15 protein-coding genes are annotated in these 14,643 nt (G+C 59.7%); 2 read left to right on the forward strand and 13 right to left on the reverse strand.

The features are described from left to right. Positions 1-91: 91 nt before the first annotated feature. The 8 genes from hpf to AC05K6_RS04655 form a co-directional block, all read right to left on the reverse strand. A complete protein-coding gene (gene hpf, locus AC05K6_RS04620; protein ID WP_293790791.1) occupies positions 92-778 on the reverse strand; it encodes a ribosome hibernation-promoting factor, HPF/YfiA family in 687 nt (228 codons plus the stop codon). Between the two features lie 161 nt (positions 779-939). Then, positions 940-1,569, reverse strand: coding sequence for a ComF family protein (locus AC05K6_RS04625; RefSeq protein WP_476727908.1), 630 nt, complete (start codon positions 1,567-1,569; stop codon positions 940-942). Between the two features lie 82 nt (positions 1,570-1,651). Continuing rightward, a complete protein-coding gene (lpqB, locus tag AC05K6_RS04630; RefSeq protein WP_476727909.1) occupies positions 1,652-3,376 on the reverse strand; it encodes an MtrAB system accessory lipoprotein LpqB in 1,725 nt (574 codons plus the stop codon). After that, positions 3,369-5,147, reverse strand: coding sequence for an MtrAB system histidine kinase MtrB (gene mtrB / locus AC05K6_RS04635; RefSeq protein WP_476727910.1), 1,779 nt, complete (start codon positions 5,145-5,147; stop codon positions 3,369-3,371). The genes lpqB and mtrB overlap by 8 nt, the downstream gene beginning before the upstream one ends. Positions 5,148-5,156: 9 nt before the next feature. Further along, positions 5,157-5,834 (reverse strand): MtrAB system response regulator MtrA, encoded by a 678-nt coding sequence (gene mtrA / locus AC05K6_RS04640; RefSeq protein ID WP_293790788.1) that lies wholly within the window; start codon positions 5,832-5,834, stop codon positions 5,157-5,159. A 5-nt stretch (positions 5,835-5,839) separates the two neighbouring features. Then, positions 5,840-6,490 (reverse strand): dTMP kinase, encoded by a 651-nt coding sequence (locus AC05K6_RS04645; protein ID WP_293790787.1) that lies wholly within the window; start codon positions 6,488-6,490, stop codon positions 5,840-5,842. A gap of 2 nt (positions 6,491-6,492) precedes the next feature. Next, entirely contained in the window at positions 6,493-7,932 is a 1,440-nt protein-coding gene (gene ahcY / locus AC05K6_RS04650; protein ID WP_476727911.1) for an adenosylhomocysteinase, read from the reverse strand. A gap of 93 nt (positions 7,933-8,025) precedes the next feature. Next, on the reverse strand, positions 8,026-8,430 hold the full coding sequence (locus AC05K6_RS04655) for a DUF4259 domain-containing protein (RefSeq protein ID WP_448308326.1): 405 nt from the start codon (positions 8,428-8,430) through the stop codon (positions 8,026-8,028). Between the two features lie 153 nt (positions 8,431-8,583). Between AC05K6_RS04655 and AC05K6_RS04660 the strand changes: the two genes are divergently transcribed. Next, entirely contained in the window at positions 8,584-9,399 is an 816-nt protein-coding gene (locus tag AC05K6_RS04660; protein ID WP_476727912.1) for a hypothetical protein, read from the forward strand. On the opposite strand, the gene manA is transcribed toward AC05K6_RS04660, so the two are convergent. The 3 genes from manA to AC05K6_RS04675 are packed head-to-tail and all read right to left on the reverse strand — an operon-like array spanning position 9,377 to position 12,289. After that, entirely contained in the window at positions 9,377-10,459 is a 1,083-nt protein-coding gene (gene manA / locus AC05K6_RS04665) for a mannose-6-phosphate isomerase, class I (protein ID WP_476727913.1), read from the reverse strand. The genes AC05K6_RS04660 and manA overlap by 23 nt on opposite strands. 11 nt (positions 10,460-10,470) lie before the next feature. Then, positions 10,471-11,847 (reverse strand): phosphomannomutase/phosphoglucomutase, encoded by a 1,377-nt coding sequence (locus tag AC05K6_RS04670; RefSeq protein WP_476727914.1) that lies wholly within the window; start codon positions 11,845-11,847, stop codon positions 10,471-10,473. 13 nt (positions 11,848-11,860) lie between these two features. Then, positions 11,861-12,289 carry a DUF3499 domain-containing protein gene (locus AC05K6_RS04675; protein WP_448308302.1) on the reverse strand — a complete coding sequence of 143 codons (429 nt, stop codon included), beginning with the start codon at positions 12,287-12,289 and terminating at the stop codon, positions 11,861-11,863. A gap of 76 nt (positions 12,290-12,365) precedes the next feature. Here AC05K6_RS04675 and AC05K6_RS04680 point away from each other — a divergent pair, with 76 nt between their 5' ends. Further along, positions 12,366-12,818, forward strand: a complete 453-nt coding sequence (locus AC05K6_RS04680) for a metallopeptidase family protein (protein ID WP_293790781.1) — start codon at positions 12,366-12,368, stop codon at positions 12,816-12,818. A gap of 4 nt (positions 12,819-12,822) precedes the next feature. On the opposite strand, the gene AC05K6_RS04685 is transcribed toward AC05K6_RS04680, so the two are convergent. After that, positions 12,823-13,188 carry a WhiB family transcriptional regulator gene (locus tag AC05K6_RS04685; protein WP_293790780.1) on the reverse strand — a complete coding sequence of 122 codons (366 nt, stop codon included), beginning with the start codon at positions 13,186-13,188 and terminating at the stop codon, positions 12,823-12,825. Positions 13,189-13,517: 329 nt separating this feature from the next. After that, a complete protein-coding gene (manB, locus tag AC05K6_RS04690; protein WP_293790779.1) occupies positions 13,518-14,600 on the reverse strand; it encodes a mannose-1-phosphate guanylyltransferase in 1,083 nt (360 codons plus the stop codon). Positions 14,601-14,643: the final 43 nt, after the last annotated feature.

Below are 14,643 nucleotides of genomic sequence, written 5' to 3' on the forward strand. Positions count from 1 at the left end.
TACACCCCACAACAAAACCAAGAAAACCGACCTTCCGCGGTTTAAGGGCGGAAGGTCGGTGGGGAGGAAGTTGGAAAGCTTTTTAAGCTACTTAGGCTTCTTTCTCTTCCAGAGTGATCAGGCCGTAATCGAAAGCGTGGCGACGGTAAACCACGGACGGCTGGCCGTTTTCTTCGTTGATGAATAGGAAGAAGTCGTGGCCAACGAGTTCCATCTCGCTTAGCGCCTGGTCAACGCTGATCGGGGCGGCCTTGTGAACCTTCTTGCGCACAACCTGACCGGGCTTGAACTGGTCCTCGTAAGGATCAACGTCGTAAGGTCCAACCTCTTCCGGCTTCGTCTCAGCCTTCGGCTGGGCTTCCTCAACCAGGTTGGCAGTAGCTTCGCCCACAGACATAGGGGTGCGGTGTCCGGAGCGGGCGATCTTGCGGCGAGCCTTCACCTTGCGCAAGGAGCGTTCCATGCGTCCGATTGCGACCTCGAGAGCAGCGTAGAAGGAATCTTCCTTGGCCTCCGCGCGAGCGATGTGCCCCTTGCCGGTTGCGGTGATTTGCAGACGATCCTGCTGGTCACCACGGCGCGGGTTAGGCTCGTGCTGCAGCTCTACGTGGAAAAAGGTGAGGGTAGGATCCAGGCGTTCAATCTTTGCCAGCTTGCCCTTGACTCGCTCTGCGAAGTGCTCTGGCACCTCGACATTGCGGCCGGTGATTTCCACGCCTGCCTCTGGTGCAGACAGTTCCTCGTTGCCAAAGTTGGACGAGTTTTTGCCGGTCGACATTGCTCAACCTCCAAGGTCATTCACCGCCAGAATCAGGCCGGATTACCCACCTTCCAACGGTGATCGTTCCACCTATTATTCTACCGATCGACAAGACGACATTTGCACATAACCCCCTGATTGATACTAGTTCTGCTACTTGTCTCCGTTACCAATGTGTTTTAAGCACCTGCCAGCACCAAAGCCAACCGGGGACGGACCCCGTGCGCCGACAGCGCAAATGCGAATTGGGCAGTTGTAGCACCGGTGGTGCACACATCATCCACAATCACTACCTCGTCTGCCCCGCGTAACCTCCCCACTGCTACGGGATCGAAGAGAATGTTCCTTGCAACATTTTCTCGCCGCTGGTGACGGTCCAACCCCACTGAGTCCACGCTCGATTCATCGAGCCATGCCACCGGACAAACCTCCACCCTGGGATATAGTTCAGCGGCTGCTTGGCAGAACCTCGTGACAATGTCCCCTCCGCGGTGTCGCGCTGCCGACCTGCGAGTTGGAGCGGGCACCAGCCTGACCCGCCCCCACCTCGGGTCCGGCACCAAACCTAAGCCGCTGACGTGCAAAATCCCGGCGGCCAACAGACGACCAGCTACACCAATCGCCGCCGGGCGCAGTCGTTCCTTTGCGCTCAGGATCAGCATGCGTCGCGCACCGCCATACGTGCCAGAAACAAAAACCGGTACGGCAGCTACCCGTGGCTGCCAGCGCTGCCACGGGTGCATCAGCTGTAACCCGCACTCCTCGCACAGCTGTTCTCCCACGGCCACGCCGGCCGGGTGCGCCTGCATCCGACCACAGCACACACAATCCGCGCGCCACACCAATCCGGCAAGCGCGTTTAAATCCCCCAATATCCCCACAGGCAAAAGCCTAGTCGGCCAACAAAGGTGTTGCCCGCTTTCCCTGCATCGTGGGAACTTCACGCCAGAACCGCGACTCCTCTGAAGTCACGTCGAACTGCATCAACGCATTGGCATCGGTGACGTAGATCTTGTTGCCATCCGTTGCCACCGACACCACCGGTGCGGATAGGTTCCGACCCGTAATTTGCTGCGAATAGGATCCGTCCACCTCGATATCCCACACTGGGGCGTCGTTAGCACGTGTGCCGACCAGCACGGATCCATCTTCCGCCCACTCGGCGCTTACCGCCGTATCGCCTACTGCGTTACCGATCTCCACTGGGGCTCCGAGTCGCTTCGTGCCCTCGTCTGTCGTCTCCAGCACCGCAACATACACGCGCCCATTGACCACCATCACAGCTCGCGTGCCGTCATGAGAAACACGGAATACGCTAATGCGCTTTTTGTCCCCGTGGATCATCCTCAGCGTGGATCCATCGACCTTCTGCTCTCCCACGTTTCCGGTCTCGGGATTGCGTGTAACCTCAATGATCTTCTCACCGTTGGCGACGACGTACACCGAGGTCGCATCGAGTCCCCAGCTTGGGCGGGTCAGAGAATCCGCTTCCACGGAGCTCACCGGCTGGTCCTCCTTGGCTCCAATCATCAGCTGACGTGGCTCATCGCCCCGCCCGGTCACTGCGGCATAGACCTCATCGCGGGAACTCAGCGATGCTGATTCGATATAGCGCTGGGTTAGCCACCCATCGAGCTTCTGCGCCCGCGTGCCATCCGGTTGATAAATATCTCCGCCAGAAACTGCCCGCAATGGCACTTGAACTCGCACATTCGGGTCGTACTGCGACAGGTCCTGAACCAACCATTTCCCCTGCATGTCATCGCTCATTGGGGTGCCATCGGCAGTGAGCTCATAGGGGCCACGCACTTCCGAGCCCGCCAAAGTCCATACAACCTGCGCGGCAAGCAATCGTCGTCCATCGGCGGACAGACCTTGCAGACCGGTAAAGCTAACGGAAGGATCGCCCTCCCGGTCGTTAGACACCTGGGCGGTGGCGCCATCGGGAAGAAGATTCCTCACGGCCTTTTTTAATCGTTCCTGGGGCCCTGCGACCAGCAAAGACACCAGAGAGGCTGCGGTGGACTGCTGACCGGTGTAGATCCAACGGCGATCCGGCACTAGTGCCCTGCCATTGCGATCCGGGAAGTAGATATTGCGCGCACGGTAGGTGCTCACAAAATCTTGGCGATCTAGCACCACCACGTTCGGCAGATTACTGATACGCCATTGCCCATCGATGTTCTGCATTTCATAGGTGGTTTCAAAAGCCGTGAACTGCGGATCGAACACACCACCCACGCCAAGGGTTCCGACGACGTTGCCGCGCACACGATAGGTGATCTTCGTGTCACTTCCCTGCCCCTCAGAGGCAATATCGATGCGGTCGAGCACCATCGTCGGTGCATCGGATTGCCATCGTCCCTGCATACCACTGGTAAGGAACTTCTTCGCCGCTTGATGCTCCCGTAGCGGGTGGGCACTGGCGGTAAAGAAATCACGCAGAAGTAGATCAGACGGCTGCCCATCAGAAGGCGTCGGAGCCTCCTGTCCACTAGGAGCCGGCGCATAGCTAGAGATCGCTTCGGGTTTGGTGCTGTCCGGAAGCGTAGAGCACGCGGCCAGCAGACCCAGCCCAGCCACTGCGGCCAGTACCTTTGTGCTCTTGTTACTCATCGTGGCTACCTTCCTGTTCCTCGGTAGTGACGCCCTTATCCTCCACCGCCATCGGTAATGGCGAAGAGTGCACGGTGCGCCCTTGTTGTAGCGGGAGGGTCAACCGGAAGCAGGCTCCCACGCCAGGTTCACCGGCTGCTTCGAGGCGACCACCGTGGAGGTTTGCGTCCTCCTTAGCAATGGCGAGTCCCAGGCCAGTGCCGCCGGTACGGCGCTCTCGGGAGGGGTCGGAGCGCCAAAAACGGTTGAACACCATCTCTTCTTCGCCGGGCTTAAGTCCCACACCGTGGTCGGTGACAGTGACAGCCAAAGCATCCGCACCTACCGCCATCTTCACCTCAACTGGATTGCCTTCGGAATGATCGACAGCATTGGCAAGCAGGTTGCGAAGGATCCTCTCCACCCGTCGCGAATCGACGGCAACAACCACCGGTTCCTCCGGAAGATCCACGATAAACTCCGTGCCGATGTCCTCGGCAATGGCGCGCACCTGCTGCAAAGCGGAGCGCACGACACCGCGCACGTCGACTTTTTCAGCCGATAGGTTCGCCACACCCGCGTCGTGACGAGAGATCTCCAGCAGGTCACCTAGCAGAGTCTCGAAGCGATCTAGCTCCTTGGTCATCAAGTGCGCTGCGCGAGCAGTCAGGGGGTCAAGTTCATCCGCATTGTCCTCGATCATGTCCGCGGCCATGCGAACCGTCGTCAGAGGAGTACGTAGTTCGTGGGAGACGTCCGAGGTGAACTGGCGCTGCAGGGAACCGAACTCCTCCAGATTGCGAATCTGGGTGGACAGCTTCTCTGCCATGTCATTAAAGCTATATGCAAGCTTGGCCACCTCATCCTGACCATCGACGACCATACGCTCGTGGAGGTGCCCAGCAGCCAGCTTCTCAGCGATTTTGGACGCGGCACGCACTGGCCCAATGATCTGTTGTGAGAACACCCAGCTGATCACCATAAGCAAGATAATGAGGACGATTCCACCGGCCATCAAAAGGCCACGCATCAGGTTCAGCGTGACTTCCTCCGAAGTCAAAGGCACCAGCAAGTAGAACTCTAACCCGGGAATGTCGGAGTAGACGGGACTGCCGATGATGAGTGCTTTGTAACTACCGTTTTCTCCGTTGACGCGGGCGTATTGGTACGAGACCTGCCCCTGACGCACAAACTCGCGTAGATTCTCGGGAATGTCAATGTTCGCGGGAATACGGGTTTCGGAATCGCTGGCGTCAGAAGCAATAAGCACCGAGTCATAGACCGGAGCGCTCGATTGATCCATTCCCGTTGAGCGATTCGAGAGCACGGCTCTGGCAGATGTCAGCCTCACTGAGACGGGATTAGAGGAGTCCGTGGAGGCTATCTGCTCCTCCACTGCAGCACGCGCTCGATCCATGCTGTCGACGCCTTCGGAGAATTTGGTAGCCAGCAGTTGCTGGCTAAGGAAACCCGTCAGCAGAAATCCCATTAGCAGGAATGCAAAGGTGCTGGAGGCCAGCACGCTGCCGATAACGCGCAGCTGAATGGACTGGCGCCATCGCAGACTCAGCGAATTGATCGCCCGCACCCAGGTATCCTTCGGCCGTCGGAAGAAATCCCGCAGCACAGACCAAAACGTCGAACCCGCGGCAAGGGTCTTTTCCCGTTTCCTTAAAGGGAATTTCTTGCCATTTGGGGATCGCCAGCGCGACGGGCGGGGGTTAGCCTGTGTGGCTTCCTGCAGCTTTTTGCCCCGCCGGACGGGGGCGTTTTCTTGATGCTCCTGATCCACGTGGAAAACTTATTCGCCCGTCTTGTATCCGATTCCGCGAACGGTCTGGATGATCTTCGGATCATCCGGATCCTTCTCCACCTTTGCTCGCAAGCGCTGGACATGCACATTTACCAGGCGGGTATCGCTGGATTTGCGGTAGCCCCACACCTGCTCCAGAAGCTCCTCGCGGGAGAACACCTGGCGCGGACGGGAAGCAAGCGTCACGAGCAGATCAAACTCAATGGGGGTCAGTGCGATCTCCTGGCCGTCCCGGATGACCTGGTGACCGGGCACGTCGATCGTCAGGTCGGCAACTTCGATGGAATCGACCTGTGTTTCTTCCGGGGTGCGGCGCAGGCGAGCCCTCACACGTGCGACCAGTTCCTTCGGTTTGAAGGGCTTGTGCACGTAGTCGTCGGCACCGGATTCCAGCCCCAAGACCACGTCCACGGTGTCGGTACGTGCGGTCAGCATCACGATCGGTACCGTGGAACTCTCTCGAATGGCCTTGCACACGTCGATGCCATTCATGCCAGGCAGCATCACGTCGAGCAGGATGAGATCCGGGTTGTGCTCCTCGGCGGCCTTTACGGCCTCCACGCCGTCACCCACGACGATGGTGCGGAACCCCTCGCCCTGCAGGACGATGGTGAGCATTTCAGCAATAGCCGGGTCGTCGTCGACCACCAGAATTTTCGTGTCCACGGTTGTCATCCTCTCATTTCTTCCAATAGATCCGCGACCTTCACCGCGCGACCTTCGTAGTCATCCCCGGTGCTATCGACCGTCACCCATGGGCTCAGCCACTGCTGCTCCGCCAACGCTCGATAAGCCTGGACGGTTCGCTCCTGCAAACTGCTATCGCGCTCATAGGCATCGCGCGCCCGAGTCTCGTCCACGGCTTCCCGCGCTTCGGCGCGCTGCCCGGCAACCTCAGCCTCCACGTCCACAAGGATCTGCAAATGCGGTGCCGGAATCCCCAGGGTCTCCTGTTCTAGCTGCGTCACCCAGTCGCCAACCTCAGCCACATTGCTGCCCAACCGGGCGGTTGAGTAGGCCACGTTCGACGCGGTGTAGCGGTCGATCAGAATGACGTAACCATCCTCATCGAAGTCCGCTAGGTCCGCTGCGATCTCGCTGCGATCTAGTGCGAAAAGCGTGGCCATGCCATGCACTGAGTCAATCAGATCGCCCAGCTTCTCATGCAGCGCCTCGCGCGCCAGCATCGCCGGATTCGATTCCTCATAGCGCGGAAATGCGATGCGTGCCACTGGCACCTCGCGCGCTACCAACTCTTTTTCAACGGCAGTGACCAGGGTATTTTTCCCCGCGCCGTCGACTCCTTCAAAGCTAACGATCATTTTTAGTATCGGTAGTGCTCCGGCTTGAACGGCCCGGCGACATCCACGCCGATGTACTCCGCCTGCTCCTTGGTCAATGTCGTCAGCTTACCGCCGAGCGCCTCAACGTGAATGCGGGCGACCATCTCGTCCAAGATCTTCGGCAGGCGATAAACGTCGTTGCCATACTGATCCGACTTCGTAAACAATTCGATCTGTGCAATCGTCTGATCGGCAAAGGAGTTGGACATCACGAACGATGGGTGACCCGTAGCATTACCCAGGTTCAGCAGGCGACCTTCACTCAATACCACGATGGATACCGGCTCGCCGTCGGCGCCGGGGAAGGTGAACTCGTCAACCTGCGGCTTAATGGTCACGCGGCTAACATCCTCGCGGTGCAGCAGGCTGGCCATGTCGATCTCGTTATCGAAGTGGCCGATGTTGCCCAGCACCGCGTGGTTCTTCATCATCTGCATGTGCTCAAACGTGATAATCCCGAGGTTCCCCGTCGCGGTGATGACAATGTCGGCGTCACCAATAAAGTCCTCTACCTGCACTACCTCAAAGCCGTCCATGAGCGCCTGCAGGGCGTTGATCGGATCGACCTCGGTGACCTTAACGATCGCACCCTGGCCCGCCAGCGCTTCGCCGCAGCCCTTACCTACGTCACCGTAGCCGCACAGCAGGACGGACTTGCCGCCGATCAGCATGTCGGTAGCGCGGTTGATGCCATCGATCAGCGAGTGGCGGGTGCCGTAGCGGTTGTCGAACTTGGACTTCGTCACGGCATCGTTGACGTTCATCGCCGGGAATGGCAGCACGCCTTGCTCGGCGAAGTGGTAGAGGCGGTGCACGCCCGTCGTTGTTTCTTCGGTGACACCCTTGATGCTTTGTGACGCCCGGTTCCAGAACTTATCGTCCTCCGCCAAGGCTTCACGCAGCATCCCGAGGAAGGCCTTGTACTCATCGGAGTCATGATCCTCGACGTCCGGAACGAGGCCTGCGTTTTCAAATTCCATACCCTTGATGACAGCCATGGTCGCATCGCCACCGTCGTCCAGGATCATGTTGGCTTCTACGCCTTCTCCCCAGGTGAAGATCTGCTTCAGGCACCACCAGTACTCGTCCAGGGTCTCGCCCTTCCAAGCGAACACTGGCACGCCGGCGGGTGCGTCCGGGGTTCCCTCACCAACGACAATGGCGGCCGCGGCTTCGTCCTGGGTGGAAAAGATATTGCAGGAGGCCCAACGAACCTCAGCGCCGAGGGCCACCAGAGTTTCGATCAGCACAGCTGTCTGCACGGTCATGTGAATGGAGCCAGCGATACGGGCGCCCTTCAGGGGCTGTTCGTCGGCGTAGTCGCGACGCAGCTGCATGAGCCCGGGCATCTCGTATTCCGCCAGGCGGATCTGGTGGCGGCCGGCCTCTGCCAGCGAGAGATCCTTGACTTTAAACTCCATGGGTGGGGTGACTCCTCAAATGATGACAGGTCTATTTTCTATGGACAGTGTATTAGACGGGCATTGAACGGCGTTTGAGATGCCTCGAAATGTCTAACTGAGTGCCTCGACGAAGGTCTCCAGGCCGTCGGCTTCGTCGCCATCTTCGGTGTCATCGCCGTCGTTGGCACTGGCCGCGCGCCGCTCCATCTCCCCATCGAGCAGCTGCAGGGACACCTCCTGCAAGTTCGCCGGGCACTCGCCGATATGGGCGCGAATATAAGGGTGTTCATCTGCCACGCTGGCTGTACTGAAGGGAGCACCGCCCCAAATGGCGGCCACAGTGGCGGCGCACAGCCCGATGGAATAGTCCACGGAGTCCGGCTGTCCATCCCGCAGCGCCAAATTTACGGCGTCCACCAGGGCTCCAACTACCTCGGGGTCCTCCAGCTCTGCCAGTTCGTCCAGGAAGTCCACATTGTCTTCCTGCGAGAAAATGAATTCGTCCCAGTTGCTCATCGTGCCGGCCTTTCTATCGCTCAATTACCGACTGTAGCGCGTTTACACGGGCGACAACTCTGGTCAAGGATCGCAATTCCTGATAGGCTCGTTTTGAGCTTAATCAAATTGTGACCTTCGAGGGGCACAGATCAAAACAGGGAGGTGAGCCAGGTGGCAGCAGAAGAAACCGAACAGCACTCCACCGAAGAGCACTCCTCCGTGCCTCGGGTAATTAGCGGGATCGCGATTATCGGTTTGGTACTCGCAGGTGTCATCGGGGTTTGGACGTGGCAAGCAGGCTCCGAAGCGACGGCTCCGAAGCGAAACAATGCGGACGAATCTACGATCGCCATCAGCACCGGCGCGGCTTCGCAAAAGCATGACGTTGTCCCTGGCAATGGTGGTACCGACGAACCCGAGCAGCAGGCGCCCCCGGCCTACTCCACCAATAGCCCGAATGGTAGCGAAATGGGAGAGTTCAGCAACGTGGCGCCATTAGGGCAAGACCCCTACTTGCCCCCCAACTCCTGGGATGGCTACCGTTCGTATAACTCCCAGCCTTCAAAGACGATCATCGCGGAAGGCCTGAACTCACGCGATGCTGTCCAGCCCCAGCAACAAGCGCAACCGAGTCAGCAGCCGGCACAGCCGCAGACTCAGGCACAGCCGCAGACTCAGGCTCCCAAGCCAGAGCAGAATGCTGGCCCTGTCCTTCCGACGATCCCGACGCTACCGACTAAACCTGCGCTACCTGGTGGTTCCGACGGGCCGAGTAAGCCTGCCGAAACGGAAAAGGGTACCGACGCAAACGCCACCGTGCCGCCGGACTTCATCCCATCTCCGTCTCCATCCAAGGCTACCGAGCCCACCGAAGCCGCCGGGGACGACAAACCCCAGCCTGCTCCTGCCCCCAAGCACAACGGTAAGCCTGACGAGCCCACCGATACCACGCTGGGACCGGCTACTACACCCCAGGCCGAGCGATAAAAGCCTGGCCGCGTACGCTGGCCGACTCGCCAAAAGGCACCCAAACGGCGGAGCCACTGTCGACATGTGCTCCTTCGCAGTCCACGTCTCCACCGACCGCCAGCACGATCGCCGGGCCTTCAACAGCCCCCTCGCCCGCCAACCGGCGCAAGCTAAACTCCTTCGCCGGGGTGTGGTACACGCCGGTTTCGTCGGCACGCAGTCGCGGGTCGGAGAGTTCCTCCCAGCGCACGACCTTCATCAACTCATTGATATCGATATGCTTTGGCGTGAGCCCGCAGCGCAGCACGTTGTCGGAGTTTGCCATGATCTCCACCCCTGTTCCGCGCACATAGGCATGCAGCTGTCCGGCATCGAGGTACAAGGCCTCCCCCGCCTGTAACTCCACTCGGTTCAGCAGCAGCGCGAACAGCACACCACGATCCGCGGGGTACTGCTCCTCCAATCGCAGAACCAGATCCGCCACGTCACCCATCCAGCCGTCAGCGGTAGTTACCAGCTCTCGGCAGCGCCGCGTGAGGGCGTCAAGAACCGCAGATACTTCCTCGTCCGGAAGGTGCAGTGCGCGCTCGACCGCAGCGTGCAGGTCGTCACGCAGGAAATCAAGCTCCGGCAATGCCAGCCAGTCCAGCAGTTCACGGGTGCGTGCAACTGGCCGAAAGCCCGCCATAGCCTCAAACTCGCCCAGCGCTACCAGAAGCTCAGGCTTGTGATTGTCATCCTTGTAGTTGCGTTCGAAGGCATCACGGGGAATCCCGGCGGCGTCCTCCGCCGCAAAACCGGCTTCGGCTTGAGCCTTCGTGGGGTGCACCTGGATGCTCAGTGCACGCTCTGCAGCCAGAAGTTTGAGCAAAAAGGGCAGGTGCTTATGCTCGGCGCCCAACTGGCCTTCCGGATCGGCCTCAATGAGGTCCAAGAGTGGGCCCGGCGCTCCCGGGTGAGCTCCGAACCACAGCTCGGCCTCCGGCTCTGAGGTCGGTGTAGCACGCCCCTGCAGCTTGGCGAGGGATTCATGTGACCCCCAGGCATAGTTCTGAACAGCACCTTCGATACGCTGCATCAGCTTTCCTCCTAAGCCCGGATGACGGACAACGCTTCGTCGACGATGGCTTTTACTCCCTCGTCGTCGCGCGCCTCGACGTTGAGGCGCAGCAGCGGTTCGGTGTTCGACGCCCTCACGTTCAGCCAGGAACCGTCCTGCAATTCGATAGTCACGCCATCGAGGCGGTCGACGGATGCAGTGCGGTCGGCAAACGCTTCCACTACAGCCTCGGTGCGTCCCGCCTGGTCGGCCACCTCGGAGTTGATCTCGCCGGAGGCGCGGTAGGTCTCATAGGCGCGCTTTAGCTCGGACAGGGGCTTGTCCTGCTCGCCCAAGGTAGCCAGCACGTGGAGCGCAGCAAGCATGCCGGAATCGGCGTTGAAGAAGTCGCTGAAGTAGTAGTGCGCGGAGTGCTCACCACCGAAGACGGCACCTTCCTTTGCCATCTGCGCCTTAATGAAGGAGTGGCCAACGCGGGTCCGCACTGGCTTTCCTCCCTTGGCTTCCACCAGTTCGCGGACGGACTTGGAAGTAATGAGGTTATGGATGATTGTGGCGCCCGGCTGCTCATCCAGGTAGCGCTCGGCAATCATGGCGCAGATCGTGGAGGGAGAAACGGCCTCGCCCTTCTCGTCCACGATGAAGCAACGATCCGCGTCCCCGTCGAAGGCGATTCCCAGATCCGCACCCTTGTCCACGGTGAACTTCTGCAGATCCACCAGGTTCTTCGGATCCAACGGGTTGGCCTCGTGGTTCGGGAAGTTACCGTCGAGTTCGAAGTACAGGTCAAAGATTTCCAGCGAGCTCTGCTGCAGTACAGCGGGGACGGTCAGTCCGCCCATGCCGTTGCCGGCGTCCACCGCGACCTTCAGCGGTCGGATGTCCAGCGGCACCAGCTTGTTGAGATACTCGGCGTATCCTGCCAGAACATCTTCGGTGGAGTTAGTACCAGGCGCGCCGTCAAACGTGGGCACGCCGTCGACCAGTTCTGCGGAGATGCGATCCAGGCCGGAATCCTGTCCCACCGGGCGAGCCCCAGCGCGGCAGAGTTTGATGCCGTTGTACTTAGCGGGGTTGTGGGAGGCGGTGAACATGGCTCCCGGACACTGCTTCACACCACTGGCGTAGTAGAGCTCGTCGGTGCTGGTAAGCCCAAGGGAGATAGTGTTCAGCCCCTGCGCGTTCACACCTTCGGCGAATGCTGCCGCTAGAGCCGGGGAGCTGTCGCGCATATCGTGGCCGACGACGATGGTTTCCGCTCCTTCTTCGCGCATAAGGCGGGCGAAGGAGCCCGCTACGTCGCGTACGAATTCCTCGTTCAGGAAGCCGGCTCCTTCGCCGACCACACCGCGGACATCGTAGGCCTTGATAGCTGCCGCCACGTCTTTCGGGGAATGAGTAGCCATAGTGGTTTCCTTTCTAGTGCTGGTCTCGAACCGCGCGCAGGTGTCGGCGCGGCGTAGACCGGGGCAGGTTCTTCATAGAGGGGTGATGCGGCGTGGATTCTGGAATCTCGGATCGCCTATAGAGCCGAGGGGCAGGCTGCAGATCCTCTTCCTTGTCGCGCTCGGTAGCTTGTTGCACCGCCTCAGCGAGTGCCATCAGATCTTCCTCGTCAGCCTCGGCTGCGGTGTCTTCCACCGCTTCATCGACAAATTCTAGCGTCCAGCCCTGCGGGACGGTTGTTCGGCGGGCGTGATTCTCACACAGATCCCACCGGTGAGGGTTTCCGCAAACGCTCAGCGGCCCTACGATGGCTCGCTGCTCTGCATAGTTGAACTCCAGCGTGGCTACGGCGGGCTTGCCGCAACCGGGCCGAGAGCATTGTCGGATAAGAGTCACGCGCATTAGTCTAACCCCTTTTCTTCTGCTTTCGAGCGTGCCCTCGTGGCATGTCGCTGTGGCGTCGTTAAGATGTGTTCCTATGAAGCAGGATGCGCGCATGAGGCAGGATCCCCGAGGACGGGGAATTCGGGGGATCTTGCTACCGGAGGTGCCGCGCAACAAGTCCCGTTCGCAGCGCTTCGACGATGCGGTCATCGATGCGTTCGAGCCAATTCTTGAGCGTTTCGACGCCGAACTTTCCAGCCTTGATATCGCCGTCGATGTCGTACCGCGCATGCGTCTTAATACGGGCTACCGCCAGTGGCCGGAGGATGTCGTCGCAGACGGGCAGGTTCCACTGGGGCGGCTAGTCGCTGCGGGAGTGGATAACAAAGGCACTCCTACCCGTCCACGGATCATTGTATTCCGCCGTCCCGTGGAGTCGCGGGCGTCGTCCGCACAGGACCTGCAGGATCTCCTACGGATGATTATTGTGCGCCTGGTCGCGTGCTACCTCAATGTAACCCCCGACCAGATCGATCCCCGAATGTAATGTCTTAGCCGATACGCTTCTTCAAGCGACGGCGCTCACGCTCGGAGAGCCCACCCCAGATACCGAATCGCTCATCGTGTTCAAGAGCGTATTCAAGGCATTCGTCACGCACACCGCAGGCCTGGCAAATACGCTTAGCCTCGCGGGTGGATCCACCCTTTTCCGGAAAGAAAGCTTCCGGATCAGTCTGGGCACACAGAGCCTGCTCCTGCCAGTCCTGCTCCACCGCATCGAAAAGCAGGTCGAAGTCCTGCGTTAGATCGAAGAGGTTCTTCTGGCGCGCTTCGTTGTCCACGTTCGCCTCCTGCTCTACCGCCGAGGAGCCGTCAGCAAAGTGGCCACGAAGGGCGATGTCTACTGACTTGTCCACGGAGTTTCTCCTCTTCTAGTGGGATTTGCTGTGCGCCTGAGTGCGGCGTCTTCTTTGTCGGTCTACTGAAGATTACACACTGGTAATTACATCGCGTCAAGCTTTAGGGAAATCCCACTAGTCACACCAACCCCACCAGTCACAACGTCCCCAATAATCCCGTTCCCCTAAGAAAAGGCGCCCGCGCGCAACCACAATGTATGCACGGGCAACCAGTGAAAACCACAACATGTGTACATTTTCTTGAACCTTTAGTTCAGGACGCACTAGATGTAGTGAATTTTCTCTAAATTTTTTCTTTGGGCGCAAAAACGCCCGTAAATCGCGTTTTAGATGTCAGAACTAAAGCGCACACCGCCATCCGGCAGGGTCACTCCCGGCCACACGCGCAGTCCATCACGCAGCTCACAACGAGCACCGATCACGGCTCCTTCGCCGATCACGCAGTCCACCAGGTGAGCTCGCGCGCCAATGCGCACGCCCGCCCCGATCACACAGCGCTCCACCGTCGCGCCCGCTTCGATCTGTACTCCATCGAAGATCACGGACTCTTCCACGCGCGCGCCGCCTCCGACTTCGACCCCACGGCCAATCACGGTTCCACCCAGCAGCAGGGCACCACCAGCGATGGCGCTGGACTCGTCCACTAGACTTTCGCCGTGGCGTCCATCTAGCAGCGGCGAGGGGGCAATACCGCGCACGAGATCAGAGGAACCGCGCACGAAGTCGGCGGGCGTACCCATGTCGCGCCAGTAGGCCTGGTCAACGTGACCAAATACGCGGGCACCAGCTTCCAACAGGCCCGGGAATACTTCACGCTCCACACTCACCGGGCGGCCAGCGGGGATCTTCTCGATCACGGAGCGGTTGAAGACGTAGCTACCAGCGTTGATCTGATCCGTCGGCGGATCCTCTGTCTTCTCCAGGAAAGCACTGACACGGCCGTCAGCGTCGGTTGGCACACATCCGAAGGCTCGGGGATCAGACACTCGCAACAGATGCAGAGTTACATCAGCTTCCTGCTCCACGTGGGTCTTCAAAACGGCCTGCAGGTCGGTTCCTCCAAGAACGTCGCCATTAAAGACCATTGCCCGGTCGTAGCGCAGGTGATCCAGCACGTTGCGGATGCCGCCACCGGTTCCCAGCGGTTCTTCCTCCACTACGTATTCGATCTCGAGTCCCAAGTGGCTTCCGTCGCCGAAGTGCTCCTCAAAAACCTCGGCTTTAAAGGAGGTTCCCAGCACGACGTGAGTCATACCGGCCTCCTTGATGCGGGCCAGCAGGTGCTCCAGGAACGGCGCGCCCGCCACCGGCAGCATCGGCTTCGGGATGGAGTTAGTCAGGGGGCGTAGTCGGGTCCCCTTGCCGCCGACCAGGATCACTGCGTCGGTGGTGGCTGCGAGATCTACCACTTCTATGGCCTTTCTATTCCTTGCTGCTTTTTGCTACTGGTTT

The organism is Corynebacterium sp. TUM25020 (assembly GCF_056388495.1).

Coding starts and splice junctions, on each gene's coding strand:
- hpf (WP_293790791.1), bottom strand. CDS start 778: ATGTCGACCGGCAAAAACTCGTCCAACTTTGGCAACGAGGAACTGTCT.
- AC05K6_RS04625 (WP_476727908.1), bottom strand. CDS start 1,569: ATGCAGGCGCACCCGGCCGGCGTGGCCGTGGGAGAACAGCTGTGCGAG.
- lpqB (WP_476727909.1), bottom strand. CDS start 3,376: ATGAGTAACAAGAGCACAAAGGTACTGGCCGCAGTGGCTGGGCTGGGT.
- AC05K6_RS04645 (WP_293790787.1), bottom strand. CDS start 6,490: ATGATCGTTAGCTTTGAAGGAGTCGACGGCGCGGGGAAAAATACCCTG.
- ahcY (WP_476727911.1), bottom strand. CDS start 7,932: ATGGAGTTTAAAGTCAAGGATCTCTCGCTGGCAGAGGCCGGCCGCCAC.
- AC05K6_RS04655 (WP_448308326.1), bottom strand. CDS start 8,430: ATGAGCAACTGGGACGAATTCATTTTCTCGCAGGAAGACAATGTGGAC.
- manA (WP_476727913.1), bottom strand. CDS start 10,459: ATGCAGCGTATCGAAGGTGCTGTTCAGAACTATGCCTGGGGGTCACAT.
- AC05K6_RS04670 (WP_476727914.1), bottom strand. CDS start 11,847: ATGGCTACTCATTCCCCGAAAGACGTGGCGGCAGCTATCAAGGCCTAC.
- AC05K6_RS04675 (WP_448308302.1), bottom strand. CDS start 12,289: ATGCGCGTGACTCTTATCCGACAATGCTCTCGGCCCGGTTGCGGCAAG.
- AC05K6_RS04680 (WP_293790781.1), top strand. CDS start 12,366: ATGAAGCAGGATGCGCGCATGAGGCAGGATCCCCGAGGACGGGGAATT.